The 24,495-nt window shown below is 71.2% G+C and carries 24 protein-coding genes; 8 read left to right on the top strand and 16 right to left on the bottom strand.

Annotated elements, in window-relative coordinates:
• Positions 1 to 163: 163 nt before the first annotated feature.
• Together ACIA5C_RS16015 and ACIA5C_RS16010 are read left to right on the top strand one after the other, a co-directional pair.
• The gene (locus ACIA5C_RS16015) at positions 164 to 1,207 is read left to right on the top strand and encodes a hypothetical protein (protein WP_396055063.1); all 1,044 of its coding nucleotides are present in this window, start codon (positions 164 to 166) and stop codon (positions 1,205 to 1,207) included.
• Positions 1,208 to 1,373: 166 nt separating this feature from the next.
• The gene (locus tag ACIA5C_RS16010) at positions 1,374 to 2,450 is read left to right on the top strand and encodes a DUF2637 domain-containing protein (RefSeq protein WP_396055061.1); all 1,077 of its coding nucleotides are present in this window, start codon (positions 1,374 to 1,376) and stop codon (positions 2,448 to 2,450) included.
• A gap of 33 nt (positions 2,451 to 2,483) precedes the next feature.
• On the opposite strand, the gene ACIA5C_RS16005 is transcribed toward ACIA5C_RS16010, so the two are convergent.
• The gene (locus tag ACIA5C_RS16005; protein WP_396055059.1) at positions 2,484 to 3,047 is read right to left on the bottom strand and encodes a TetR/AcrR family transcriptional regulator C-terminal domain-containing protein; all 564 of its coding nucleotides are present in this window, start codon (positions 3,045 to 3,047) and stop codon (positions 2,484 to 2,486) included.
• Positions 3,048 to 3,114: 67 nt separating this feature from the next.
• Between ACIA5C_RS16005 and ACIA5C_RS16000 the strand changes: the two genes are divergently transcribed.
• A complete protein-coding gene (locus ACIA5C_RS16000) occupies positions 3,115 to 4,368 on the top strand; it encodes an FAD-dependent oxidoreductase (RefSeq protein WP_396055057.1) in 1,254 nt (417 codons plus the stop codon).
• On the opposite strand, the gene ACIA5C_RS15995 is transcribed toward ACIA5C_RS16000, so the two are convergent.
• The 6 genes from ACIA5C_RS15995 to dxs form a co-directional block, all read right to left on the bottom strand.
• Positions 4,321 to 5,559: a sensor histidine kinase gene (locus tag ACIA5C_RS15995; protein ID WP_396055055.1), complete on the bottom strand. Its 1,239-nt coding sequence runs from the start codon at positions 5,557 to 5,559 to the stop codon at positions 4,321 to 4,323. The genes ACIA5C_RS16000 and ACIA5C_RS15995 overlap by 48 nt on opposite strands.
• The gene (locus ACIA5C_RS15990; RefSeq protein ID WP_396055053.1) at positions 5,556 to 6,230 is read right to left on the bottom strand and encodes a response regulator transcription factor; all 675 of its coding nucleotides are present in this window, start codon (positions 6,228 to 6,230) and stop codon (positions 5,556 to 5,558) included. The genes ACIA5C_RS15995 and ACIA5C_RS15990 overlap by 4 nt, the downstream gene beginning before the upstream one ends.
• A 90-nt stretch (positions 6,231 to 6,320) precedes the next feature.
• Positions 6,321 to 7,589 (bottom strand): hypothetical protein, encoded by a 1,269-nt coding sequence (locus ACIA5C_RS15985; RefSeq protein ID WP_396055051.1) that lies wholly within the window; start codon positions 7,587 to 7,589, stop codon positions 6,321 to 6,323.
• Between the two features lie 34 nt (positions 7,590 to 7,623).
• Entirely contained in the window at positions 7,624 to 8,958 is a 1,335-nt protein-coding gene (locus tag ACIA5C_RS15980; protein ID WP_396055049.1) for a PQQ-binding-like beta-propeller repeat protein, read from the bottom strand.
• A gap of 4 nt (positions 8,959 to 8,962) precedes the next feature.
• Positions 8,963 to 10,279: a PQQ-binding-like beta-propeller repeat protein gene (locus ACIA5C_RS15975; RefSeq protein WP_396055047.1), complete on the bottom strand. Its 1,317-nt coding sequence runs from the start codon at positions 10,277 to 10,279 to the stop codon at positions 8,963 to 8,965.
• 81 nt (positions 10,280 to 10,360) lie between these two features.
• Entirely contained in the window at positions 10,361 to 12,283 is a 1,923-nt protein-coding gene (gene dxs / locus ACIA5C_RS15970; protein WP_396055045.1) for a 1-deoxy-D-xylulose-5-phosphate synthase, read from the bottom strand.
• A 194-nt stretch (positions 12,284 to 12,477) separates the two neighbouring features.
• On the opposite strand from dxs, the gene ACIA5C_RS15965 reads away from it, so the two are divergent.
• Positions 12,478 to 13,344, top strand: a complete 867-nt coding sequence (locus tag ACIA5C_RS15965; RefSeq protein ID WP_396055043.1) for a bifunctional 5,10-methylenetetrahydrofolate dehydrogenase/5,10-methenyltetrahydrofolate cyclohydrolase — start codon at positions 12,478 to 12,480, stop codon at positions 13,342 to 13,344.
• Here ACIA5C_RS15965 and ACIA5C_RS15960 read toward each other — a convergent pair.
• Together ACIA5C_RS15960 and ACIA5C_RS15955 are read right to left on the bottom strand one after the other, a co-directional pair.
• Positions 13,328 to 14,815 (bottom strand): class I SAM-dependent RNA methyltransferase, encoded by a 1,488-nt coding sequence (locus ACIA5C_RS15960; protein WP_396055041.1) that lies wholly within the window; start codon positions 14,813 to 14,815, stop codon positions 13,328 to 13,330. The two genes, ACIA5C_RS15965 and ACIA5C_RS15960, sit on opposite strands and share 17 nt — an antisense overlap.
• Positions 14,812 to 16,815, bottom strand: a complete 2,004-nt coding sequence (locus tag ACIA5C_RS15955) for an APC family permease (RefSeq protein WP_396055039.1) — start codon at positions 16,813 to 16,815, stop codon at positions 14,812 to 14,814. The genes ACIA5C_RS15960 and ACIA5C_RS15955 overlap by 4 nt, the downstream gene beginning before the upstream one ends.
• A gap of 113 nt (positions 16,816 to 16,928) precedes the next feature.
• Between ACIA5C_RS15955 and ACIA5C_RS15950 the strand changes: the two genes are divergently transcribed.
• Together ACIA5C_RS15950 and ACIA5C_RS15945 are read left to right on the top strand one after the other, a co-directional pair.
• Positions 16,929 to 17,594: a potassium channel family protein gene (locus tag ACIA5C_RS15950; RefSeq protein WP_396055037.1), complete on the top strand. Its 666-nt coding sequence runs from the start codon at positions 16,929 to 16,931 to the stop codon at positions 17,592 to 17,594.
• The gene (locus ACIA5C_RS15945; protein WP_396055627.1) at positions 17,591 to 18,259 is read left to right on the top strand and encodes a potassium channel family protein; all 669 of its coding nucleotides are present in this window, start codon (positions 17,591 to 17,593) and stop codon (positions 18,257 to 18,259) included. Before ACIA5C_RS15950 ends, ACIA5C_RS15945 begins: the two co-directional genes overlap by 4 nt.
• Before the next feature lie 3 nt (positions 18,260 to 18,262).
• Here ACIA5C_RS15945 and ACIA5C_RS15940 read toward each other — a convergent pair whose 3' ends face one another.
• The 4 genes from ACIA5C_RS15940 to dut form a co-directional block, all read right to left on the bottom strand.
• Positions 18,263 to 19,117 carry a DUF3159 domain-containing protein gene (locus ACIA5C_RS15940; RefSeq protein ID WP_396055035.1) on the bottom strand — a complete coding sequence of 285 codons (855 nt, stop codon included), beginning with the start codon at positions 19,115 to 19,117 and terminating at the stop codon, positions 18,263 to 18,265.
• Positions 19,114 to 19,491 (bottom strand): OB-fold nucleic acid binding domain-containing protein, encoded by a 378-nt coding sequence (locus ACIA5C_RS15935; RefSeq protein WP_396055033.1) that lies wholly within the window; start codon positions 19,489 to 19,491, stop codon positions 19,114 to 19,116. The genes ACIA5C_RS15940 and ACIA5C_RS15935 overlap by 4 nt, the downstream gene beginning before the upstream one ends.
• A gap of 113 nt (positions 19,492 to 19,604) precedes the next feature.
• Entirely contained in the window at positions 19,605 to 20,303 is a 699-nt protein-coding gene (locus ACIA5C_RS15930) for a DUF3710 domain-containing protein (protein ID WP_396055031.1), read from the bottom strand.
• A 21-nt stretch (positions 20,304 to 20,324) separates the two neighbouring features.
• A complete protein-coding gene (gene dut, locus ACIA5C_RS15925; protein ID WP_396055029.1) occupies positions 20,325 to 20,807 on the bottom strand; it encodes a dUTP diphosphatase in 483 nt (160 codons plus the stop codon).
• A 115-nt stretch (positions 20,808 to 20,922) separates the two neighbouring features.
• Between dut and ACIA5C_RS15920 the strand changes: the two genes are divergently transcribed.
• Entirely contained in the window at positions 20,923 to 21,426 is a 504-nt protein-coding gene (locus ACIA5C_RS15920; RefSeq protein WP_396055027.1) for a DUF3093 domain-containing protein, read from the top strand.
• On the opposite strand, the gene ACIA5C_RS15915 is transcribed toward ACIA5C_RS15920, so the two are convergent.
• Positions 21,392 to 22,237: a hypothetical protein gene (locus ACIA5C_RS15915; protein ID WP_396055025.1), complete on the bottom strand. Its 846-nt coding sequence runs from the start codon at positions 22,235 to 22,237 to the stop codon at positions 21,392 to 21,394. The two genes, ACIA5C_RS15920 and ACIA5C_RS15915, sit on opposite strands and share 35 nt — an antisense overlap.
• Positions 22,238 to 22,391: 154 nt before the next feature.
• Complete coding sequence (locus ACIA5C_RS15910) at positions 22,392 to 22,688, bottom strand: DUF4193 domain-containing protein (RefSeq protein WP_396055023.1); 297 nt, start codon at positions 22,686 to 22,688, stop codon at positions 22,392 to 22,394.
• 341 nt (positions 22,689 to 23,029) lie between these two features.
• Between ACIA5C_RS15910 and ACIA5C_RS15905 the strand changes: the two genes are divergently transcribed.
• Positions 23,030 to 23,578, top strand: coding sequence for a LytR C-terminal domain-containing protein (locus ACIA5C_RS15905; protein WP_396055021.1), 549 nt, complete (start codon positions 23,030 to 23,032; stop codon positions 23,576 to 23,578).
• Between the two features lie 9 nt (positions 23,579 to 23,587).
• On the opposite strand, the gene ACIA5C_RS15900 is transcribed toward ACIA5C_RS15905, so the two are convergent.
• On the bottom strand, positions 23,588 to 24,409 hold the full coding sequence (locus ACIA5C_RS15900; RefSeq protein ID WP_396055019.1) for an inositol monophosphatase family protein: 822 nt from the start codon (positions 24,407 to 24,409) through the stop codon (positions 23,588 to 23,590).
• Positions 24,410 to 24,495 lie beyond the last annotated feature (86 nt).

Genomic DNA, 24,495 nt, shown 5'->3' with positions numbered 1-24,495 from the left:
TCGCCCTCATCGAAGTCGGATCGCCGACGCCCCGCGCCCCTCCGGCGCGGGGCGTTGTCGTAGTGCGCGATGATTTGTCGGCACGCGGAGGCCGTTAGGGGGACCTCGTCGATAGCTACCGGCCGATAGGATTTCGCCTGGTAACCCGATCAATGGAGCCTTGATGTCGCAGCCGCCTTACCCCGGCCCGCCCTACGGCGAGCAGCCGACTTCCGGCCAGCCCTATCAGGGGCAGCCGCCATATCAGGGCCAGCAGCCCTATCCGGGGCAGCCTTACCCCGGGCAGCCTTCCTCGGGCCAGCCCTACTCCGGCCAGCCCTATCCGGGGCAGCCCTATCCGGGGCAGCCCAACCCCGACGTGCCGAGTTCGGTGCCGCCGGGTTACCCGCCCACCCAGCCTTTCGGCCAGCCCGACTACGGGCAGCAGCCGCAATACGGGCAGCCCCAATACGGCCAGCCCGAGTACGGCCAGCAGCCGCAGTACGGCCAGCCGGAGTACGGGCAGCAGCCGGGCTACGCGACGCCCGGTTTCCCGCCGCCCGCGCCGCCGAAGAAAAACCGCACGCTGCCGATCGTGCTGCTCTCGATCGCGGTCGTGCTGGTGCTGTGCATCGGCGGCACCGTCGCGCTCGTGCTGGTCGGCAAAAACTCCGACAAGAACAAGGACAAGGTCACCACCTCGGGCACCACCGCCCCGGCGGTCCCGACCAAATCGACTGACGAGCCGTCCGCCCCGGCGACCAAGAACGCCGCCTCGGTGAAGATCGTCGAGCCGAAGACGCTGGACGGGCTGCCGAAGCTCAATTACAAACAATTCGACAGCACGGTCAAGCTGCTCAAGTCGATCATGTCCACCTATCCCGGCGCCACCGGCACGGTCGGCGCCGTCTACGGCCGGCTCGGCACCAAGGACGCCGTGCTGATGACGGCGACCAAGGCCGACGTCACCGACCCCGAACTCGCGGTCGACGGCGTGGTGGCGAGTGGCGGCCAGTCCGTCAAGGTCACCGGCGTCACCCGGGTCTCGACCGGAAGCCTGGGCGGCACGGCCAAGTGCGGCAACGCCACCGACTCGGGCGAGAAGATCGCGGTCTGCTCCTGGGCCGACGAGGGCAGCATCGGGGTGGTCTTCTTCTATTTCAAGAGCACGAGCCAGATCAAGGACGACTTCCCGAAGGTCCGCGCGCAGCTCGAAAAGAAGTCCTGACCTGCGTTAAGGCGCAGTCAAGCCGACACACCGGGCGACCCGGTCACAAGGTCGCATCGCTCCCGGCACGGACCGGTCACGGTTCCGGGCCGGGGGCGGTTCTGTCACGTTCGGCCGTCAGGATGGGGCCCGCCCACGATTCCCCGACGGCCAAGGAGCGTCCCCCGTGCTACTCCCGCAACTGCGTCGCATCCGCTGGGCGGTACGAGCCACGCTGCTGCTGGGGGTGGCCGCATCCGTCCTGGCCAACATCCTGCATGCCCTCGACAACCCGATCAGCCAGGCAATCGCGGCGTGGCCGCCGGTCGCGCTCCTGCTCACCGTCGAGCTGATCTCCCGCGTGCCGGTACACCGCCGCCTGCTGGCCGCCACCCGCCTGATCGCGACGGCCACGATCGCCGGCATCGCCGCGTGGGTCTCCTACTGGCACATGGCCGGCGTGGCGGCCCGCTACGGCGAAACGGGCGCGTCGCCCTACCTGCTGCCACTGTCGGTCGACGGCCTGATCGTCGTCGCCAGCATCTGCCTGGTCGAACTGGGCGGTCGCATCGCGTCCCTGGAGCAGCCGGCCACCGCCCCGGTGACTCAGGCCGCCGCCGCGTCCCCGACGGCTGTGCCCGCCGCCGCCGCGTCCCCGACGGCTGTGCCCGCCGCCGCCGCGTCCCCGACGGCTATGCCCGCCGCCGCCGCGTCCGGGTCGGTGCCGGGCCACGAGGCCTCGCACATCATGGTCGACGCTCTTCCGGAGGAACCCGCGGACGCCGGGGTGCCCGACCCGGGCTTGATCCGGGCGGCCGCAGCCCGCACCGGCGCCAACCCGATCGTGGCGGCCAAGCCTGCTCGAGTTGGCCAGGATCGTTCGGGCGGGGTCGAGATGCCATCGCCGCTGCGGCGAAGCAGCGCCGCGGCACCGGCCCAGACGGCGCTGCCGCGGTCGACGACCGGCCTCACCCCGACCGCCACCCGCAGCGCAGGCAACGCCCAGCACCTGGGCCGGAGCCCGGTCGGCGCCTCCGGCAACCACCGTCCCGCTCCCACCCAGCGTCAGAACCGCTCGTCCGGCACGAACAGTTCCGCCACCCGGGCCCGGCGCAGCCCGGCCGAGACGGTCGCCGCGGCCGCCCGAATCAAGGCCGAGCGTCCGACCATCACCGAGGCCGAACTCGCCGCCGAGCTGGGCATCAGCCCGTCCCGCTGGCGAACCGTCCGCCGCGAGGCCGCCGACCGCGACCTCGCCGCCTGACCTTCCCGCGCCGGCCCACCGGGCCAGCGCGGTCTACCGCGTCGCCCGGCCCGGCGCGACGCGGTGTGCCAGGCCGTCCACGACGAGCGCCAGCCCGGCGTCGAACGCCGCCTCATGGCTGATCGGCGCCGCACCCGGGTCGGGATCCGCCTGTTCCTCCAGGACGCTGCCGACCGTGAAGCGACTGGCGGCGAGCATCGCGATCTGCGCCTCCCGTTCGGGCAGGCCCGAGCCGGTCAGGAACGCCATTTTGTCGGCCACCCGGTCGAGGTCGGCCGTTCCGGGGGTCGTCCCGGCGTGCAGCCGTGCGCCGTCGCGGCGCATCAGCAGCGTTCGCCGGAAGCTGCGCGTGTTTTCGAGGAACCATTCGCGCCAGTCGTCGGCCGGTGTCGGTAGCGGGGCAGTCGCGTGCGGCGCCATCGCGGCCTCCGCCATCGCGCTCAGCAGGTCTTCTTTCTTGCGGAAGTGCCAGTAGAGCGACGGCTGCTCTACGCCGAGCCGTTTCGCCAGGGCTCTCGTGCTGACCGCGTCGAGCCCGACCTCGTCGAGCAGGTCGAGGGCTTCGGCGATGACGGTCGCCCGGGTCAGCTTCGGCACCTTGACAACCTATCGGTGATAGGTGACGGTGTAAAGCAACCTATCACCGATAGATAAGGGGCAGGACATGAAGGTTCTTGTCTGTGGCGGCGGGATCGCGGGCCAGGCACTGGCCTACTGGCTGGCCCGCGGCGGCCACCGGGTCGTCGTCGTCGAACGCTTCCCGGCGCTGCGGGCCACGGGGGCCCAGGTCGACCTTCGCGGCCAGGGCATCGACGCGGTCCGGCGCATGGGGCTCCTCGACGTGGTCCGGAGCAAGCTCGTCGACGAAGCCGGCGTCGCGTTCGTCGACAACCGGGGCCGGACGCGCGCGACGATCATGGCTAACACGTCCGGCCGCGGCCGGCAGTCCCTGACCTCGGAATACGAGATCATGCGCGGGGATCTGGTACGCATCCTCCACGACGCGACCAAGGACGACGCGGAGTACGTTTTCGGCGTGAGTGTCGAGGGCTTCGAGCAGCACGGGGACAAGGTCGTCGCCCGGTTCTCCGACGGCTCGTCCGGCGAGTTCGACCTTCTGGTCGGGGCGGACGGTCAGGGATCGCGCGTCCGCCGGGCCATCCAACCCGACCCGTACTGGCGGGTGGGCATCCACATGGCCTACTGGTTCGTGGAGCGCACCGCGTCGGACACCAACATCCGGGACACCTACCTCGCCCCCGGCGGCCGGATGATCATGCGCAGGAGCCACAACGAAACCGAGACGCAGGTCTACTTCGTGTTGCGCGAGCAGTCCGGGGAAGCCTCGGCGGTGCACCGCGAGCCGGTCGAGCGGCAGAAGCAGTTCTGGGCCGGCCGGTTCCGCGACGCGGGATGGCAGACCGATCGGTTCCTCGCGGGCATGGAGACGACCGGAAGCTTCTATTCACAAGAGGTGCTGCAGGTACGGACGGACACGTGGTCGCAGGGGCGCGTGGTCCTCGTGGGCGATGCCGCACACTGCGCTTCGCCGTACAGCGGCATGGGAATCTCCGGCGGTCTGGTCGGCGCGTACGTCCTCGCCGGCGAGATCAACCGCAATGCACACGACCTGCCCGCGGCTCTGGCCAACTACGACACCGTCCTGCGTCCGTTCGTCGACGCGATCCAGGCCGAGGTCAAACCCCACCTCCTGCGGCTGGGCATGCCGACCGGGCGGCTGGGCATCGGAGTGCTGCACAACGTGACGGCGCTGGCCTGCTTCCTGCGCATCCCGGAGCTGGTCACCAGGCTGGCGAAGGATGACCGGGGCGGCGATTGGCAGCTGCCGGAATATGCGCCGGCCGGCCCGTCAGGAGGCGGCCACGCCCAGGTTCTTGGCTCGGGGAACGCTCGCTGAGGCGGCCACGACCGGGGTGGTGTCGGCCGTCGGGAGAGCGACCGTGACCTCCAGGCCGCCGCCGTCCTGTGCGACCGCCGAGACCGTGCCGCCGTGGGCGTCGCACACCGCGCGGACGATCGACAGGCCCAGGCCGGAGCCGCGGGAGCCGGTGCGTTCCCAGCCGCCCCGGCGGAACGGCTCGAACAGCCCCGGCACGTCGGCCGGCTCGACCTCGTAGCCGGTGTTGCCGACGATCAGGCGGGCCTGGCCGTCGACCGAGTCGGTGCGCAGCCAGAGCTTGCCGAGCAGGTGGTTGTAGCGGATCGCGTTCTCGATCAGGTTGCCGGCCAGGCGGTCGAGCAGGCTCGGGTCGCCGACCACGTGGGCCGGCTGGAGGTCGGTGGTGACGTCGAGTTTGAGGCGCTCGGCCTCCGCCCGGACCGCGGAGAGAGCGTTGTAGACACTGGTGGCCAGGTCGGCCGGGACCTTGCGTACCAGGCGGCGGCCGGACTGGGCTTCCGAGCGGGCCAGCACCAGCAGGGCGTCGACCAGCCCGTTGGCGCGTTCCGAGGCGTTGCGCACGACCTGGGCCATCCGGCGGTATTCGGCGACGTCGGCCTCGTCGTCGCTGAGGGTCACGTCGATCTCGGTGCGCATGACGGCGAGCGGGGTGCGCAGCTCGTGGGAGGCGTTGGCGACGAAGCGTTTCTGCGACTCGAACGCCCCGGCCAGCCGGTCGAGCATGGCGTCGAACGTGCGGGCCAGTTCGGCCACCTCGTCGTCGGCGCCGGAGTAGCGGATGCGCTGGTCGAGGGTTTCCTCGCCGAGGCGCTGGGCGGTCTGGGTGACCCGGTGCAGCGGGCGAAGGGCCCGGCCGGCCACCGCGTACGCCCCGGCGATGCCGATGATGCCGATCGCCACCAGCGCGACCAGGCCTTTGACCAGCACCTCCCGTGAGGCGCGGTGAACCAGGCCGGTCTGCCAGGTCAGCGCGTCGCGGGTCGAGCCGTCGGCCAGCGTGACCGTCGAGCCGTGCTGGAGGGCGTCGACCGGGTGCATCGCGTCGCCGACCAGCAGCCAGGCCAGCAGCACCAGGATGGCGCCGGCCCCGACGAGCAGGATGCCGTTGAGCAGGGTGAGCCGCAGCCGCAGGGTGGGGCGGAGGCTGAGCTCGAGCCGTCGCCGGCTTTGACCGAGGTAGACGGTCATGAGAGGACCACCGGTTCGGGCACGCGATAGCCGGCCCCGACCACGGTCTCGATCAGCGGTGGGTCACCGACCTTTTTGCGCAGCGTCATCACGGTGACGCGCACGGTGGTGGTGAACGGGTCGGTGTTGGCGTCCCACACGCGTTCGAGCAGTTCTTCGCTGGACACCACGCCGCCGCGGGCCTTGAGCAGTTCCTCGAGGACGCCGAACTCTTTGTTGGTGAGGTCGATCGGCACTCCTCCGCGGGTGACCACGCGCCGGGTCTGGTCGAGGATCAGGTTGCCGACGGTGAGCACGGGCGGGGCGGCCGGGGTGGCCCGCCGGCCGAGGGCCTGCACCCGGGCCACCAGTTCCTCGAAGGCGAACGGCTTGGCCAGGTAGTCGTCGGCGCCCAGCTGGAGCCCCTCGACCCGGTCGGCCACGGTGCCGCTCGCGGTGAGCATCAGCACCCGGGTGAGCGCGCCCGAGGTGACCAGGGCGGCGCAGATCTCGTCGCCGTGCATGCCCGGCAGGTCGCGGTCGAGGACCACCACGTCGTACCTGGTCACGTAGGCCATCTCGTGGCCCTGGAGACCGTCGTAGGCCACGTCGACGGCCATGCCCTTGCGCCGCAGACCGCGCGCGATCGCGTCGCACAGGTTTCGCTCGTCTTCCACCACCAGGACGCGCACCGCTGACCTCCGTCTATTACTTACGGGCCCCCGTTGACTACCGGCCGGCCCAGCCTCGTCGGCGAGGTGTGAAGAGACCGTAAGAGAAGGCTACCGAAGTTGCCAGATGCCGACCGAGGCGTCGACGAGGCGGCAGACGAGCGCGTCGGCGCTGGTCTGGCAGTTGCCGTTGACCGCCTCGCCGCGGCCGAGGATCGTCGCGGTGCGCCGGACCGGGTCGAGCCGGCCATAGAAGATGGTGCTCTGCCCCGGTACGAGGTGAATGCCGTACAACGTCCGCGGCACGGTGTCCGAGACGACCACGTTCCAGTTGCCGAAGGTGCCGAGCACCCGGCCCGTACGCGGTTCGAGCACCCAGTACGCCGGGGCGTCGGCGGTCCGGTTGAGCATCGCCGCGACCAGGTAGGGACCGGCCGGTTCGGCGTACGCCCAGCGGCCGGACTGCCAGAGCAGATGCCCGTCGGCCGGGTCGAGCACGATGATCCCCTGCTGCGGCCGGAACGCGCAGAGCACCGGACCGCAGTCGGTCTGCATCCAGGTCTGGCCCAGGTCGAGGTGGGTGTTCCAGATCGGCGTGAGGCCGGGCAGCCGGTAGGCGGTCACCTCACCGGCCGGCCCGCCGACGATCACGAGATCACCGGCCGACCAGACGATCGAGTCGGCGTGGGGGTCGATCGGCGGCCCATCGCGGGTGGCGGTGATCCGGCCGGTCAGCGCGTCCCGGGTCTCGACCCGCCCGTCCGCGTGCACGGTGACGAACCACTGCGGATATTCGTCGATCGGCCCGGTGACCATGGTGTAGCCGTCGGCCGGCTGGGTGGTCGCCCAGCGCACCGCGCCGGTGTGCAGGTCGACGGCCTGCCAGACGGCCTCGTTGCGGGCGCCGTAGCCGGTGCTGAGCAACGCGGTGCCGCCCGTTGCGGATGCGCCGACGAGGCCGACGGGGCGCCGCCAGAGCACCCGGTCGGTGCCGGCGGTGACGGCGAGCGTGCCCTGGCTGCCGTCCTCGTCGACCTGGTAGGAGACGAGCAGTGTGTCGCCCGCCTCGACGACGTTGGAGACCGGACCGCTGACGAGCACGGTCGTACGGCTGACCAGGTGCCCGCCGGGCAGCGAGTAAGTCGCGACGGCACCCCGGCCGACCAGGAACAACCGATCGCCGTCGATGAACATGCTGTCGGACAGGCGGGCCGGGATGACCGTGGCCGCCGGGAAGGGCACGATCGCCGCGCTTCCACCGGCCAGGGCGAGCAGCACGACCGACAGCGCCGCGAGGAGAGTCCGCCACGGCACCGGCGGGCCGGCTTCGGCCACCGGTTCGACGGAAGCCTCGCCGAGGTCGATCATCGTGTTGGCCACACCGCACTCCCACCTGTGCGGAAGACCTTCATTGTCACCCGCGGTAGGAGAAAACCTGAAGCACTCCGGTGCCCCGGCAGACGACGAACGAGGAATCGCTCGCGCAGTCGCTGACCGCGCCGTGCGTCGTGCCGAGCGGCCGCAGAGCGACCGGTGAGTCGTCGATCAGGGCAAACATGCTGTCCCTGGACTCGCCGATGCGGCGCAGCAGCAGCGGGCCGTCGTCGGCCGTCGGGGTGTCGCTGGACCAGCCCCTGAGCGCCAGCTTCTGGTCGCCGTTGCGCAGGTCGGACACGCGCAGCGCCTCGCTGGTGCCGGTGTCCTGCTCGAGCACGTCGGAGCCGATCCGCACGAGGTCGGCGCCGGAGGCGTGCCAGAGCACGTGGCCGGTCGCCGGGTCGAGCACCGAGGTCCCCGACCGATCGTCGGCGCACACCAGGCCGGAGCAGGCCCCGGGGTCGGCGACGTCCTCGGCCTGCGGCACCTGCCAGAGCGGCCGGAACGTCCGCACCGAGTAGGCGACCAGGCTGCGCCCGTACGAGACAAGCAAGACGTCGCCGACCAGGCGTCCCGACTGGGGTCTCTGCCCGGACAGAACGGGCAGCGTGGTCGTGCGCAGGACGGAGCCGGTGGCGGACGAGAGCAGCGTCAACCGGTCGGACGCCAGCACCACCACACCGGAAGGATGGTTGAAGAAAACCACTGAGCCGGGTGCCGAGGCCGTCCACGCCGTCGCGCCGGTCCGCAGATCGACGCCGCGGAACTCGGTCGTCAGCGGCGGCTCGATGTGCGGCACACCGGCGGCGCTGAAGTAGATGTCGCCGGGGGCACCGCCGGCCTGGTTGTATTCGGTGCCGGGGCGGAACTTCGGGTCCTCCACGAGACCGAACCGGTCGCCGGTCAGCGGGTGCACGCCGATCTCGCTGTGCCACCTGGTCTCGCCGGTGCGGCCGTCGACCACGGTCGTCGACGGCCCGTCGGTGATCACCACGACGTCGCCGGCGGTGCGGGCCCGCACGTCGCCGTAGGGGACCTGGTCGGGGCCGACCTCGCGGGCCGGCACCGGGGCGCTCCACAGCTTGACCGGCGGGTCGGCCAGGCTCCAGGCGCTGACCGTGCGGTCGCCGCCGAGGCCGCCGGCGGTGTAGACGCGGTCGCCGTCGAGCTGGAACGGCGACTCGGGGATCGGCGGCGACGGGATCGCTCCGAGGAACCGCCAGCGCAGCGCGTCCGGCGCCGCGGCGCCGCCGAGCACGAGAACCAGCGCCAGGGCGAGGAGCAACCCGGCGGTGCGGTAACGCCGGGCGGGTGGGATCGAGGTGGGCGCGGGGCCGGGCCGGGCGGTGAGGTCCAGCTCGATCAGCGCCAAGGGGTCACACCTTTCCGTACGCCCAGATCGTCAGCTGCCCGTACATCGAGCGGCAGACCAGCCGCCCGGGGGCCGCCTGGCAGTCGCCGGTGCCGGTGGGCAGCGGGGCCAGCACCTGCGGTTGCGTGTCACCCGGCCGGGCGACGGCGACCATCGTACGGGCTCCGCCCGCCTCCGTCCGTGTCACCAGCAGCCCGTCGCCGCCACTGCCCTCGACCGGCCGCCAGCCGTGCAGTTGCACCTGGACGATCCCGGTCTGCGGGTCGACCACGCCGATCGGGTTGTCGGTGCCCTGCCCGCCGTACGCGACGAACACCCGCCCCTGCTGCTCGATGGTGGTCCAGCCGGGCTGCGACCACAGCCGGTCACCGGTTGCCGGGTCGATGCCGGTCAAGCCGTGCGAGCTGACCAGGCACGCGACGTCACCGCAGGGCTCGACGGCGAACGTGCCCGCGACCGGGATGGTCCAGACCTGCTTGAGCGTCGCCGGGTCGTACGCCGAGAGTTCCACGTTCTCCGTCCCGGCATGCCGCACCAGGATCTCGCCGCCGGCCACCACCGGGTTGTCGGTGCCGTAGTCGGCCAGGGTCAACTTGGCCGTGGCCAGCACCGAGCCGTCGCTCAGGTCGTGCAGGGTGGCGGTCCGGTCGTCGCGGATCAGCAGCATCCGCCCGCCCTCGTCACCCGGCCCGGGCACCCCGACCAGCACGGCCGTTCCCGGCACCGCCACGCTCCAGAGGGTCAGCCCGGTGTACGGGTCAATCGCGTCGACGGTCCCGGTCACCCGCCGCACGTTGCCGCTGCTGCTGGTGAAGCTGCGGAGTCCGCTGACGCCGAGCAGGGTCGGCGACCCGGGCACGGTCACGACGTTGCCGGCGCGGGCCCAGCGGCCGGCACCGTTGTTGATCGAGACAGCGGTGGTGCCGGGCGCGGCGCCGCCGATTGCCAGCGGCCGCATCAGCACCAGGTTGCCGACCGTGCGCAGCCGGTAGGACGGTGTCGACTCGCCGGCTTCCCAGCGCAGCCGGCCGGTGCGCAGGTCGTACGAGCTGAGCTGGCCGTAACTCTGGGCGAGCAGGGTGCCGGTTTCGGTGAGCGCGTAGCCGTCGGCTGGTCCGACCGGCAGCTGGAAGACCGCCGAGAGCGGTGATTTGGCCGGTCCGGCCGAGGCGCCGGCGAAGAGCAGCACGAGCGCCGAGAGCATCGCGACCGGGAACCAGGACGGTGTCGTCGAGCGCTGCCGGGATCGGTACGTCGGCGGTTCGCCCCGTTCGTAACCGAGATCGATGATGATCGGGGCGCTGCCGACGTCGACGTCCATGCCCCAAAGGTAACGAGACGATAACGAAGCCGCCTCGCGCGCGCCCCTTTAGGACGCGTATAGGGCGGCCTCGCCGAATTATCAAATCGTGGCAGGCGCCTCGTCGGACGTCGCGTCCAGGCCCGACACCCACTCGGTGACGTCGCGGGCCACGTCCTGCGCGGTCAGGCCGAGCCCGGCCAGGATCTCGGCCCGGGTGCCGTGCGGGTGGAAGCCGGCCGGCACCCCGATCGCGCGCAGCGGCACATCGACGTGGGCATCGCGCAGACCGGCCGCGACCGCCTCGCCGACCCCGCCCGTACGCACCCCGTCCTCCACGGTCACGACCAGTCGGTGCCGGGCGGCCAGACCGGCCAGCTCGACCGGCACCGGGCGCACCCACCGCGGATCGACCACGGTCACGCCGTATCCCTGGCCGGCCAGCCGGTCGGCGACCTCGAGACCGAGCCCGGCGAACGAGCCGATCGCGACCAGCAGCACGTCCCGCCGGGTGTGCTCGCGCAGCACGTCGACCGAGCCCACCCGGCGCACGGCCGGCATGTCGGGCGCGACCGAGCCGGTCGGGAAACGCACGATCGTCGGGCCGTCCTCGACCGCGACCGCCTCGCGCAGCTCCTCGCGCAGCGTGGCCGCGTCACGCGGGGCGGCGATGCGCAGGCCGGGCACCACGCCGAAGACGCTCATGTCCCAGATGCCGTAGTGGCTCGGGCCGTCGGGACCGGTGATACCGGCCCGGTCGAGCACGAACGTGACCGGCAGCTCGTGCATCGCCACGTCGAGCAGCACCTGGTCGAACGCCCGGTTGAGGAAGGTCGCGTAGACCGCCACGATCGGGTGCAGACCGCCCAGCGCCAGGCCGGCCGCGCTCGTCACGGCATGTTGCTCGGCGATGCCCACGTCGTACGCCCGTTCGGGATACTTCCTGGCCAGCGCGGCGATGCCGGTCGGCTCGCCCATCGCGGCGGTGATGCCGACGACGTCGGGCCGCTCGTCGGCGATCGCGACGAGCTCGTCGGCGAACACGTTTGTCCACTTCACCGACGGCTTGGCGGTCAGCGCGCCGGTGCGCGGGTCGAATGCGCCCGGGCCGTGCAGGCAGTCGGCCTCGTCCTGCTCGGCCGGGCGGTAGCCGTACCCCTTGCGGGTGACCGCGTGCACGATGACCGGGGCGTTGAAGCCCTTGGCCCGGCGCAGCGCCGACTCCATCGCGGCGACGTCGTGGCCGTCGACCGGGCCGATGTATTTGAGGCCGAGGTCCTCGAACATCGGCTGCGGGCTGACCGCGTCCTTGATGCCCCTCTTGACCGCGTGGAGCACCTCGTAGACCGGCTTGCCGACCACCGGTGTCGAGCCGAGCGCGTCCTTGACCAGGTCGAGCACCCGCTCGTAGCCCGGGTTGAGGCGCAGCGTGGAAAGGTGGTCGGCCAGGCCGCCGATGGTCGGAGCGTACGACCGGCCGTTGTCGTTGACGACGATGACCAGCCGGTTCTTCGCCGCCGCGATGTTGTTGAGCGCCTCCCAGCACATGCCGCCGGTGAGCGCGCCGTCGCCGACCACCGCCACGACGTGCCGGTCCTCGCCCCGCAGCGCGAACGCCTTGGACAGGCCGTCGGCGTACGACAGGGCGGTCGAGGCGTGCGAGTTTTCGATCAGGTCGTGCTCGCTCTCGGCCCGGCTCGGGTAACCGGAGAGCCCACCGTGCTGGCGCAGCAGGTCGAACGCCTCCTGCCGGCCGGTCACGATCTTGTGCACGTAGGCCTGGTGCCCGGTGTCGAACAACACCCGGTCGCGCGGCGAGTCGAAGACCCGGTGCATGGCCAGGGTCAGCTCGACCACGCCCAGGTTGGGACCGAGGTGGCCGCCGGTGCGCGACACCTTGGCAACCAGGAAGTCGCGAATCTCGGCCGCCAGCAGGATCAGCTGCTCGGAGGAGAGGCGCTTGAGATCACCGGGCGAAGTGATGCTCGAAAGGACGCCGGAGGGGGCAGACGGAGATTCACTCATGGGGGGCAAGTCTATCGGCGCGAAGCCGTCGCGCATCCGGCCCGAAGGGCGGATGCGACCTCCTACACACAACCTGCACACACCGGCCGGATAAGGTTGCCGCCAAGCGCGACTGGCGGCACGAGGATGGTCCAACCATCGGGGAGCCTGTCATCGGGAGTCGACCGCCTGGGCTCCCGAGGTTGGAGAAGCGCATGACCGACGCACTCATGATGCCCGGCGCCCCGGTCGCCGAGGCGGTGCTGACCGACGTCTCCGAGCGGGTCGCCCGCCTGAAGGAGCGCGGCGTCACCCCGAGCCTGGCCACGATCCTGGTCGGCGACGACGACGCGAGCGCCGGCTACATCCGGGTGAAGCAGCGCCAGGCCGCCGGCCTCGGCTTCGACTCGCCGCACGTGCATCTGGCCGCCGACACCAAGCAGGAAGACCTGCTCGCGGTGATCGCCGACTTCAACGCCGACAAGAACGTGCACGGCGTCCTCATCCAATACCCGATCCCGGCCCACCTGGAATACGACGCGGCGCTGATGACCCTCGACCCCGACAAGGACGTCGACGGCATGCACCCGCTCAACATGGGCCGGCTCGCGCTGGGCCTGCCCGGCCCGCTACCGTGCACCCCGGCCGGCATCGAGGCGCTGCTCGCGCACTACGAGATCCCGGTGTCCGGCCGCGAGATGGTCATCCTCGGCCGCGGCGCCACCCTCGGGCGGCCGCTGGCCATGCTGATGGCCCAGAAGCGCCCGACCGCCAACGCCGCGGTCACCGTCGTGCACACCGGGGTCAAGGACTGGCCGCGCTACACCCGGCGGGCCGAGATCCTCGTCGCCGCCGTCGGCGTGCCCGGCATCATCCAGCCCGAGCACGTCAAGCCGGGCGCGGTCGTGGTCGGTGCCGGCGTGCGCTACGAGGGCCGCCGCCTGCTGCCCGACGTCGACGAGTCGGTCGCGCAGGTCGCGTCGGCGATCACCCCGCGGGTCGGCGGGGTCGGCCCGACCACGATCGCGATGCTGTTCCGCAACGCGGTCGCGGCGGCCGAGCGAGCTACTCCGCAGGAGTAAGCAGAGCGACGCTCTCGATGTGCTGGGTCATCGGGAAGCAGTCGAACGCCCGGATCTCCCTCATCTGGAAGCCCAGCGACCGGAAGGTCGCGATGTCCCGCGCCAGGGCCGCCGGGTCGCAGGCCACGTAGGCCACGGCCCGCGGTCCGGCGGCGGCGATCGCCTTGACCACGACGGCGCCGGCCCCGGAGCGCGGCGGGTCGAGCACCACCAGGTCGACCGGCGCGGTGACCCGGCGGCGGCGCAGCGCGACGTCGACCCGGGCCTCGACGACCTCGACCGGCAGGTCGGCCAGGTTGCTCCGGGCCGCTTTCACCCCGGCCGCGGACGACTCGACCAGCGTGGTGCGGGCTCCGGTGTGGGTGGCCAGGACCGCCGCGAACAGCCCGGCCCCGCCGTAGAGATCCCATGACACCTCCCCGGCCTGCGGCCGGAGCATTTCCACGACCGTTGCGGTCAGCGTCTCGGCGGCGGCCGGGTGCACCTGCCAAAATCCTTCAACCGGTACGCGCCACAACCGGCCCGCCGCACGTTCCTGCACGTCCGCGGGCCCCTGCAGGAGAACGGGCTGGCCGTCCCCGACACCGGGCCCGTCGATGAGATCGTCACCGGGCAGCGCGCCGCGACCCACCGGACGGGAAAGCACCGCAACGTCACCGCCGCTGGAGGCGACAACCTCGACGGCGTCGGCCTCCGGCCATTCCCGGGCCAGCAGGTCAAGCTCCTGAATCGCCGGATGCGCGATCCAGCACCGGTCAATAGCCACCACCTGATGCGACCGGTGCTGCAGCAGCCCCGGCCGCCCAGCCGCATCCACCGCATACCGCACCCGGCTCCGCCACCCGAGCAGCCGAGCCGCCCCGTCGTCCGGCGCCGTGGCCGCTCCCTGGGTGTCAGCACCCGACGGCACGGCCTCGACCGGCCCGTCGGAGCCGGCGCCCGACGACACGGCCCGGGCGGCCGGGAGGTGCACGCCAGGGTCGGACACCGCCGGGCGGTCCGCGCCGGGCGACGGATCGCGCTTCGGCGGGGGCGAGCTCTGGTCGTCGGGCCGGGGGCGCGGCGTTGCGGTTGGGAGGGCGACGACGCGTACGTCTGCGTCGCGGAGGCCGGCCAAGCGGTGGAGCTGTTCGTTGACCACGTCGCTCTTCCACCGCAGCTGCGCGTCGCCTGCGACGTGCTGCAGGTCGCAGCCGCCGCAACCGCCCGGGTGGGCGAACGGGCACGGCGGCTCGACCCGGTCGGGCGACGGCTCGTGGATCTCGACCGCGTCGGCCCGCAGGTAGCCCTTGTGCACCTCGGTGACCTCGGCGGTGATCCGCTCGCCGGGCAGCGCGTGGCGCACGAAGACCACCCGGCCGTGTTCGCCGCCCAGCCGGGCCACGCAGTGGCCGCCGTGCGCGGGTGCGCCCACCGTGAGCTCGAAGCGGTCGCCCTCGACCGGATCTTCGTCGAAGTAGGGGTCGGTCACGAGGCTCCGTCCGTGGGGGCCGGCTTCGGGGCGGGCTCGCCGGCGGTGCGCGTGCGCGGGCCGCGAGCCGGACCGCGGCGCAGGTTGTTGTCGAGGCGGTCGAGGTTGCGGTCCTGGCTCGACTGCAGCTGCCAGGGCACGCTGGTGACCATCACGCCCGGCTCGAACAGCAGCCGGCTCTTGATGCGCAGCGCGCTCTGGTTGTGCAGCACGTTCTCCCACCAGCGGCCCACTACATATTCCGGCACGAACACCGTGACCACGTCGCGCGGCGAGCCCCGGCGCATGCTCTTCACGAAGTCGATGATCGGCCGGGTGATCTCGCGGTAGGGCGAGTCGACGACGGTCAGCGACACCGGGATCTGCCGGCGCTCCCACTCCTGCTGGATCGCCCGGGTGTCCTTGTCGTCGACGTTGACCGTGATCGCGGTGAGCGTGTCCGGCCGGGTCGCCTGGGCGTACGCGACGGCCCGCAGGGTCGGCATGTGCACCTTGCTGACCAGTACGACCGCGTGGTTGCGGGACGGCAGGATCGGCCGTTCCTCGGTCGGCTCGAGCTCGCGGGCCACGCTCGTGTAGTGCTTGTGGATGCCGAGCATCGTGACATAGATCACGATCATGGCGGCGATCGCGATCCAGGCGCCGAGCAGGAACTTCGTGATCAGCACGACGATCAGGACGGCGCCGGTCAGGCCCATGCCGAACGCGTTGATCGCCCGCGAGCGGATCATCTGGCGGCGCCGGGCCGGGTCGCGCTGGGTGCGCAGCAGCCGGTTCCAGTGCCGGATCATGCCGCCCTGCGACAGCGTGAACGACACGAAGACGCCCACGATGTAGAGCTGGATGAGCTTACTGGTCTGTGCGTCGAACGCGATGATCAGCGTGCAGGCGGCCACTGCCAGGAAGATGATGCCGTTCGAGAACGCCAGCCGGTCGCCCCGGGTGTGCAGCTGGCGGGGCAGGTAGCGGTCCTGGGCGAGGATCGAGCCGAGCACCGGGAAGCCGTTGAACGCGGTGTTCGCGGCCAGGAACAGGATCAGCGCCGAGACTACGCTGACCGTCACGGCCATCCACGACCCGTGCCCGAAGACGACGTTGGCCAGCTGGGCGAGCACCGGGTCCTGATCCGCGTCGAAGAACTTCAGGTGGGTGAGCCGGGCCAGGGCGACGATGCCGAACAGCATCGTGATCGCGACCACGCCGAGCAGCAGCAGCGTGGTGGCCGCATTCTTACTCTTCGGCGGCTTGAACGCGGGCACGCCGTTGGAGATCGCCTCGACGCCGGTGAGCGCCGCACAGCCCGAGGAGAACGTCCGCAACAGCAGGTAGCCGAAGGCGAACTGGCTCAGGTTGCTGTGCTGGGCGGTGAAGGTCAGGTTCGCCGACTCCGCCTGCAGGTGATCGCCGAGCGCGAAGATGCGGAACAGCCCGGTCCCGACCATGATCACGACGACGACGATGAACGCGTAGGTCGGCACGGCGAAGGCGGTGCCCGCCTCGCGCAGGCCACGCAGGTTGAGCGCGGTGAGGATGGCGATCGCACCGACCGCGAACTCGACCTTGTGGTCGGCGGCGAACGGCCACATCGCGCCCAGCAGCGCGACGCCCTGGGAGCTCGAGACGGCCACCGTGAGGATGTAGTCGACGAGCAGGGCGCTCGCCACACCGAGCCCGGCCCGTGGCCCGAGGTTGACCGTGGCCACCTCGTAGTCACCGCCGCCGGACGGGTAGGCGTGCACGTTCTGCCGATAGCTGGCCACCACGGTCAGCATCACGACCGCGACCGCGAGAGCGATCCAGGGCGAGATGGTGAACGCGCCGGCGCCGGCTATCGAGAGGGTCAGCAGGATCTCGTCCGGTGCGTACGCCACGCTCGACAAGGCGTCGCTGGCGAACACGGGCAGGGCGATCCGCTTGGGCAGCAGCGTGTGCTGCAGCTTGTCGGAGCGGAACGGTCTGCCCAGCAGCAGCCGCTTGGCGAGGGACGTCGTACTTGCCACGAGTGCCAAGGGTACGGCCGAGCGCCACATCTCGTATCGCGCCCCGGGCGCGGTCCGTCGCGGGAGCATGCGACCCTCACACATGTGAGCACGGATTCGGAGGGACGCCTACCTTGCACGTGGTGATCATGGGCTGTGGCCGGTTGGGTTCGACCCTGGCGCAGAACCTCGACCGGCGCGGCCACTCGGTGGCGGTGATCGACCAGAACGCCGACGCGTTCCGACGGCTCCCGGCCGAGTTCAGCGGGACCACGGTGACCGGCATCGGCTTCGACCGGGACGTGCTGCGCGAGGCCGGCATCGAGCGGGCCGACGCCTTCGCGGCCGTCTCCAGCGGCGACAACTCCAACATCATCTCGGCCCGGCTGGCCCGCGAGACGTACGGCGTGTCCCGCGTCATCGCCCGCATCTACGACGCCCGCCGCGCCCTGGTCTACGAACGCCTCGGCATCCCGACGGTGGCGACCATCCGCTGGGCGGCCGACCGCATGATGAAGCAGCTGGTGCCCGAGGGCACGGTCGAGGTCTTCCGCGACCCGACCAGCGTGATCTCGATCGTCGAGGTCCCCCTGCACAGCGACTGGGTCGGCAAGACGATCAAGTCGCTGGAGGAGAGCACCGGCGCCCGGGTCGCCTACCTCATGCGGTTCGGCATGAGCATGCTCGGCACCCCGTCCACCACGATCCAGGACGGCGACCAGATCTGCATGCTGGTCACCGACGACACCGTGGCCGATGTGCTGGACGTCGCGGCCGGCGCCGAGAAAGAGGGGCACTGACCATGCGGATCGCCATCGCCGGGGCCGGCAACGTCGGCCGGTCGATCGCGCAGGAGCTGATCGGCAACGGCCACCAGGTCATGCTGATCGAGCGCCAGCCCCGCCAGCTGCGGCCCGAGCGGGTGCCCCAGGCCGAGTGGGTGCTCGCCGACGCGTGCGAGCTGACCAGCCTGGAGGAGGCCGACGTGGCCGGTTGCGACGTGGTCGTGGCCGCCACCGGCGACGACAAGGCCAACCTGGTCGTCTCGCTGCTGGCCAAGACCGAGTTCGCGGTGGGCCGGGTGGTCGCCCGGGTCAACCGGGCCGAGAACGAGTGGCTGTTCACCGAGCAGTGGGGCGTCGACGTCGCGGTCAGCAAGCCGCGCCTGATGGCGGCCCTGGTCGAGGAGGCGGTCACGGTCGGCGACCTGGTCCGCCTGATGACGTTCCGGCAGGGCGAGGCCAACCTGGTCGAGATCACGCTGCCGAAACACGCGCCGTACGAGGGCAAGCCGGTGCGGACCGTGCCGCTCCCCCGCGACGCCGCCCTGGTGGCGATCCTGCGGGGCAAGCGCGTGGTCGTGCCGACTCCGGACGACCCGCTGGAGGCCGGCGACGAGCTGATCTTCGTCTGCACGACCGAGGTCGAGGACCAGATCCGCGCGGTGGTGCTGGGCAGTTCCTGACGCTCAGGCCTGAGCGGGCTGCTGATCTTCCGGCGCCCGCTCGGTGCTGGTCACCCGGTGGATGGCCCACGCCGAGTAGGCGAACGTGGCGGCGTAGATCGGCCAGCTGATCAGGATGCGGACGATGCCGAGCGCGTTCGCCTCGTGCTGCGACCACAGATAGAGCTGCACGCCGGCCCGCACGGAGAGCGAGACCACCCAGACCAGGCTCAGCCACTGGAACGTGCGGAACAGCTTCCGGTTGTCCAGCCAGTCCTGACGACCCTTGTTGGCCATCACGCCCCAGACGTAGCCGATCAGGGGCTTGCGGATGGCGACCGACGCCAGCACCACCGCGGCCTGGGCAAAGGTCACCAGGATGCCCCACAGGTAGAAGTTTTCCGCCTTGCCACTGCGCCAGGCCCAGATCGCACCGATCGCGATGCCGAACAGCCCGTTGACCGCGTGCCGGATGGGCTGCTTGCGGGTCAGGCGGTAGGCGCTGATGGCCAGCGCGGTGAGGACCGAGCCGGCGATGGCCCAGTACAGCGCGGGGCGCTTGTCGAGCCCGATCACGGCGTCGCCCAGCACGACGTTGAAGAGCACGAAGGCGAGGACCGGCAGGCTCGACTCGATCAGCCCGCGTACGCCGCCCAGCTGCTCGGCGATCTGCTCGCTGAGGGGAGGAAACTCTTCTTCCTCGTCCTCTTCGGCGTTCTTTTCCAGCTGGGCCTTCTCAAGCGGTCCCGGGCCGTCGTGGAGTTCCATCTCCTCGACGATCACCTCGGCCGCGAGCTCCTCGAGCTCCTCGACCTCCCCGGCAAGCCGTTCCTCGACGGTTTCGTGCGCGACGTGGCGCGGCTCGCTGCCGGGTGTCACCGGGGCGCCTCCAGCTCGTAGTACGGGTTGTAGATCACCTTGCGGTCGTCGCGAATCGCGATGCGGCCCTTTGCGGTGAGCTGACGTCCGGGTTCGATGCCGGCGATCGACCGGCGGCCCAGGAAGACCAGCGTGACCACGTCGCTACCGTCCCAGAGGTCGGCCTCCAGGGTCGGCAGGTTCGTCCGAGGAGTGTACGCCACGGTGCGCAGTCGCCCCGACACCGAAACGACCTGACCCCGCGTGCAGGCGGTGGCGGGCATGGCGCCGCACTTGGCGCTCTCGCGCTGGAGGTGCTGCGCGTCGAGCTCGGAGTCGGTCGCGGTCAGCCGGTCGAAGAATTTGCGCAGTCCGGTGCGTTCCTCGGTCGTCATGACCTCACGTAACCCTTCTCATCAACGCCCCGACGATGGACGGCACAGTTTGCGCAGATGCCGTCCATCCACGGTACGCCGGAGAGACCCGAGGTGACCTCCGTCACGCGAGCTTAGTTCAGGTTCTGCCCGTTGGTGGCCGTCGATCCGTCCGGCGGCCCGGCCTGCTGCTCGCCCTGCTCGACCTGCTCGGTCATCTCCTTGGGCAGCCGCAGCGGCAGCGCCTCGCGCACCGGGCGGGCCTCGTCGTCGCGCACCACCACCAGGCCGCTCAGCACCTCACCGAGCGCGCCCTCGCTGGACCGGTCGGCCGCGGCCCGGCCCTGGAACAGCGCCCGGACCATCCAGCGCGGCCCGTCCACGCCGACGAAGCGCAGGTCGGCCGGCCCGTCGGGGGTGTTGACGCGGGCGGTCAGCTCGATGCCGTACGGCCCCTGGCTCTCCTGCGCGGTGACCCCGTCGGCGACCATCGCCTCGGCGATCTCGTCGCGCACCTCGTTCCAGATGCCCTCGCTCCTGGGCGCCGCGAAGACGCCCAGCTGGAGTGCGCTCTCGCCGTCGACCAGCACGACCTGCTCGACCACTCCGTCCGGGTTGGCCTGCACGCGCACCTCGACGCCCTCGATCGCCGGGATCAGCAGGCTGCCCAGGTCGAGCCGCTGCACGTCGGAGGGGGCGTGGCGCTGATCGTAGGGGCCGTGCTCGGGCGCGGGCGGCTCGTCGTCGGCCGCGAGGCTGTGCCTCAGCGCCTCGGAGGGCGGCGCGTCGGTCGGACGCACATGCTTCGGGCCGCCGCGCTTACGGGAGAACATCGTTGCCCAACCTTTCGTTTCTCAGGACTGCGTGTGCGCGTGCGCCTGCGTGGGCAGGGCGTGGTGCCCGCCGGTCGACCCGTGGCCGCCGGCACCGCGGACGGTGTCGTCGAGCTCCTCGACCACCTGGAAGACCGCGCGCTCGACCCGCTGGACGACGAGCTGGGCGATGCGATCCCCCCGGGAAATCTTGACCGTGTTGACCCGATCGTGGTTGACCAGGATGACGAGGATCTCGCCGCGGTAGCCGGCGTCGACCGTACCGGGCGCGTTGAGCACCGTCACACCGAGCCGGGCGGCCAGGCCGGACCGCGGGTGCACCAGGCCGACGTAACCGTCCGGAATGGCCAGCGCGACCCCGGTGCGGACCGCCGCGCGAGCGCCCGGGGGCAGTTCGACGTCTTCGGCCGCGACCAGGTCGGCGCCGGCGTCGCCCGGGTGGGCGTAGGACGGCAGCGGCAGGTCGGGGTCGAGCCGGCGCAGCGGGATGCTGAGTTCGCTCATGCGGGGCGGGTCCTCACTCGTACGGCGAATGGGCGGCGGGCGGCCGGCGGGCAGGCCGGGCTTACCCTGCCATCCTGCCGCGCTCGGTCGCGGAGGCGCGCCGTACCCTTCCAGGGTGACACCCGCGCCCGCCGCCCGCACCACCGCGGCCCCGCCATATCGTGAACGGCTGCGGTTGTCCTGGTGGACATGGCTGCCCGCACTGCTGGTCGACGCCATCGTGGCGATCGAGTTCACATTGGGCTTCGAGAGCATTCCGACCTGGCTGCCGTTCGCCGTCGTGATCCCGCTGACCGTGGCCGGGCTGATCTGGGTGAGCCGCATCACCGTCACCGTGACGGGGGACGAACTGCTGGTCGACGACGCGCGGCTGCCCGTGTCAGTGATCGCCGACGTGGTCGCCCTCGATGCGGGCGGCAAGCGGGAGGCCCTGGGCATCGGGTCGCACCCGCTCGCGTTCGTGATCCAGCGCCCGTGGATCGGGCCCGCCGTGCAGGTGCTGCTCGACGACCCGGACGACCCGACGCCGTACTGGCTGATCAGCACCCGTCACCCGGTCGAGCTGGCGACCGCCCTGCTCGCGGCTAGTTCGGAAGAGCGCGACGCTTCGTCTTCGTGAGATCGTCGCGGATGTGCTCGCCCAGGTTGCGGGTGGCCCGCCGGTTGAGATAGCCGGCGACCGCGGCACCCGTGAGCAGTGGGCCCATCGTCGTCAGATTGCGCCCGAAACGACGCAGCAGCATGCCTTGGAGTTCCTTGCGGGCGGCCGTGCCGAGCACGGTGGCCACGCCGACCCCGGGCACCAGCGGGTTGACCCCACGCTGACCGGACCAGGCCTGGATGAGGGCGGCCGCGCGCTGGCCGGCGGTACCGGCCACCGGGCGCCCGTACACCTCGTGCAGTTCGCCGATCAGCTTCATCTCGACCGCGACCACCCCGATCGTCTCGGCGGCCAGCAGGATCGGCGCGGAGAGCAGGGTGGGTGTCGCGACCCACTCGACCGAGGCCACGCCGCCTCCGGCGGCGCCGATCCCGGCGGTGGTGCGGGTGGCGTTACGGATCAGGCGCTCGGCGAGCTCGTCGTCGTCGAGGCCGGGGAAATGCCGGAGCAGGGTCTCGCGGTCGCGCACCGGCACGTGCGGAGCGACGTCACCGACCACGTCGGCCATCCAGCGCATGGCGGCCCGGGGGCGGAACATCGGGGCGAAACCGCGACGGCGTACGTCGGTAACCAGGCGGGCGAGCAACTTGCGGCGACCGGCGGGCTCGATGTCGTCGGCGGTCAGCGCCGCAACGGTCCTGCCGAGCTCGTCGTCGGCTTCGTGCGGGTTCGGCGGTTCAGGGATGGCGGCGGTGAGCTCATCTCCGGCGGATGACTCGTCCGGCGGCATGGCGGTGCCGCTCGGTGTCGGTTGTTCCGGGTGGCTCATCGTCGTCCTCCCGTCGTCGCCCTTGCGGGTGGGTTGTCCAGTCCGGTCATCGCTCTGATGCCCGGTTCCGCCCCCCTGTCAAACACGGGGAACGGTTGGACGCCCGACCGTTATCGGCACGGCCGGGTGGTGACGCGTTGCCGCGATGCGCCGGTCAGGCGCACTCGCGGCAAATCAGGTCCCCGTTGCGTTCCGCGGCCAGCTGGCTGCGGTGATGCACCAGGAAACACCGGGCGCAGCGGAACTCGTCGGACTGCATGGGCAGCACCTTGACGGTCAGTTCCTCGTCGGCCAGATCGGCGCCGGGCAGCTCGAAGCTCTCCGCCACCTCGACCTCGTCGACGTCAACTGCACCCGACTGCGAGTCGGCTCGGCGGGCCTTGAGCTCCTCGAGGCTGTCCTCGCCGAGGTCGACCTCATCGCGACGCGGGGCGTCGTAGTCGGTGGCCATCGGTTTTCACTCTCCTGTATCGATGTGTCACTTGGCGTTAGTAACGCCGGTGACGAGGTTTCGGTTCCCGGTTCCGCTGGACGATTTCTGACAGTCAAGCTGCCCCCGGCGAGCGCGGAACCTTACCGCTGTTGTGGCAGGGTTGTACGCGATCAGGCCGCCCATTGTTCCCGATGTGACCGAGGCGACATCAAAGTAGGGGCCCAAGCCACTCGATCATCGTCGGCGCGCCGGAACTATTCCCTGTTTCCGCGTGCCTGGCGCACAGACGCTAACCTCTCGACAGGTCCCCGCCGGTGTTACCCGGCAAGTTCGTCGCACCCACCCCTGGAGCCAGCCCCATGAGTTTTGCCCGCGTCCGAGCACTCGTCGTCGTAGGCGTGCTCGTGGTGGCCGCGGTCGTCCTCGTCATCGTGGCACTGACCAAGGACACGCAAGGCGATCCCGTGGGAGACAGCTGCCCGGCCGGCGCGCCGCGGGTCGACGTCGAACTGCCCGACGACCCGGCCGAGGTCACCGTCAAGATCTACAACGGCACCTCGACCCAGGGCCTGGCCGACAGCGTGACCACCGAGTTCAAGAACCGGCGGTTCACGACCCAGAAGCCGGCCGAGAACAAGACCCGATACTCGGGCATCGCCGACATCAAGTACGGGCCTGACGCGGTCGGCAAGGCTCAGCTGCTCCGGGCATATTTCCTCGATCAGTCGAAGATGGAATTCGACGCGAAGCGCAAGGGCGCCACGATCGACATCGTGATCGGCAAGAACTTCCGCCAGCTCGCCACCAGCACCGAGGTCAACCAGTCGCTGGCCGCGGTGGGCGAGCCGACCGTGCCGCCGGGCGCCTGCGCCAAGCCGATCACCAAGAAGAAGGACGCCAACTCCTAGGGCCGTGCCCTAGGGGCCGCTGTCGGCGTCCAGGTCGACCAGCAGGTCGTGCAGGGGACCGAAGATCGCCGGCGGGGCGGCCACGACCATGTCGAGGCCGGGCGGCGCACCCCGCAGGCCGGAGACGACCGCCCCGGCCTCGGTGGCGATCAGCCCACCGGCCGCGTGGTCCCACGGATTGAGACCCTTCTCGAAATAGGCGTCGAGGGTGCCCTCGGCGACCGCACACAGGTCGAGGGCCGCCGCGCCGAACCGCCGGATGTCACGCACACGGGTGATCAACTCGGCCACGACCGCGCCCTGATGGGCCCGCCGCTTGGCGTCGTAGCCGAAGCCGGTGCCGACCAGCGACTGGTCGAGCCGGGTGCGGACGGACGGGTGCAGCCGCCGATCGCCGCGCCACGCGCCACCGCCCCGGGTGGCCGTCCACTCGTCGCCGGTGGCCGCGTTGATCACCACTCCGGCCACCGCCTCGCCGTCGACCTCGGCCGCCAGCGAGACGGCGTACTGCGGGAGCCCGTAGAGGTAGTTGACCGTGCCGTCGATCGGGTCGAGCACCCAGCGCACCGCGCCCTGATCGGACGGCGCCGAATCCCCGTACTCCTCGCCCAGCACGCCGTCGCCCGGCCGGACGGCCCGCAGCGCCTCGATGACCTGCCGCTCGACGGCCCGGTCGGCAGCTGTTACCACATCGGTATCCGTGCTCTTGGTCTCGACGTCGGTGATGGCCTCGGCCCGCATGCGCCGAGCGGTCGCCGCCGCCTCCCGGGACACCCGCACCGCGAGCGCCAGCAGGTCGCCGGGCGCCGATGCCGTCCGAATCTCGTTCACGTGTCAGCCCTTTCCGCCGCTACCATTCTTCCGCCAATCTCCCGCCAAGCGTCTCCGGTTCTCCCGCCAGGCGTCTTCGGCGAGGT

This window comes from Actinoplanes sp. NPDC051343, assembly GCF_044455125.1.
In the GTDB taxonomy this organism is placed as follows: Bacteria; Actinomycetota; Actinomycetes; order Mycobacteriales; family Micromonosporaceae; genus Actinoplanes.
The sequence above is the reverse complement of the archived record's forward strand: the minus strand, read 5'-3'. Positions and strand labels throughout refer to the sequence as shown.

Coding starts and splice junctions, on each gene's coding strand:
- ACIA5C_RS16015 (WP_396055063.1), top strand. CDS start 164: ATGTCGCAGCCGCCTTACCCCGGCCCGCCCTACGGCGAGCAGCCGACT.
- ACIA5C_RS16000 (WP_396055057.1), top strand. CDS start 3,115: ATGAAGGTTCTTGTCTGTGGCGGCGGGATCGCGGGCCAGGCACTGGCC.
- ACIA5C_RS15995 (WP_396055055.1), bottom strand. CDS start 5,559: ATGACCGTCTACCTCGGTCAAAGCCGGCGACGGCTCGAGCTCAGCCTC.
- ACIA5C_RS15975 (WP_396055047.1), bottom strand. CDS start 10,279: ATGGACGTCGACGTCGGCAGCGCCCCGATCATCATCGATCTCGGTTAC.
- dxs (WP_396055045.1), bottom strand. CDS start 12,283: ATGAGTGAATCTCCGTCTGCCCCCTCCGGCGTCCTTTCGAGCATCACT.
- ACIA5C_RS15965 (WP_396055043.1), top strand. CDS start 12,478: ATGACCGACGCACTCATGATGCCCGGCGCCCCGGTCGCCGAGGCGGTG.
- ACIA5C_RS15935 (WP_396055033.1), bottom strand. CDS start 19,491: ATGACGACCGAGGAACGCACCGGACTGCGCAAATTCTTCGACCGGCTG.
- ACIA5C_RS15930 (WP_396055031.1), bottom strand. CDS start 20,303: ATGTTCTCCCGTAAGCGCGGCGGCCCGAAGCATGTGCGTCCGACCGAC.
- dut (WP_396055029.1), bottom strand. CDS start 20,807: ATGAGCGAACTCAGCATCCCGCTGCGCCGGCTCGACCCCGACCTGCCG.
- ACIA5C_RS15915 (WP_396055025.1), bottom strand. CDS start 22,237: ATGAGCCACCCGGAACAACCGACACCGAGCGGCACCGCCATGCCGCCG.
- ACIA5C_RS15910 (WP_396055023.1), bottom strand. CDS start 22,688: ATGGCCACCGACTACGACGCCCCGCGTCGCGATGAGGTCGACCTCGGC.
- ACIA5C_RS15905 (WP_396055021.1), top strand. CDS start 23,030: ATGAGTTTTGCCCGCGTCCGAGCACTCGTCGTCGTAGGCGTGCTCGTG.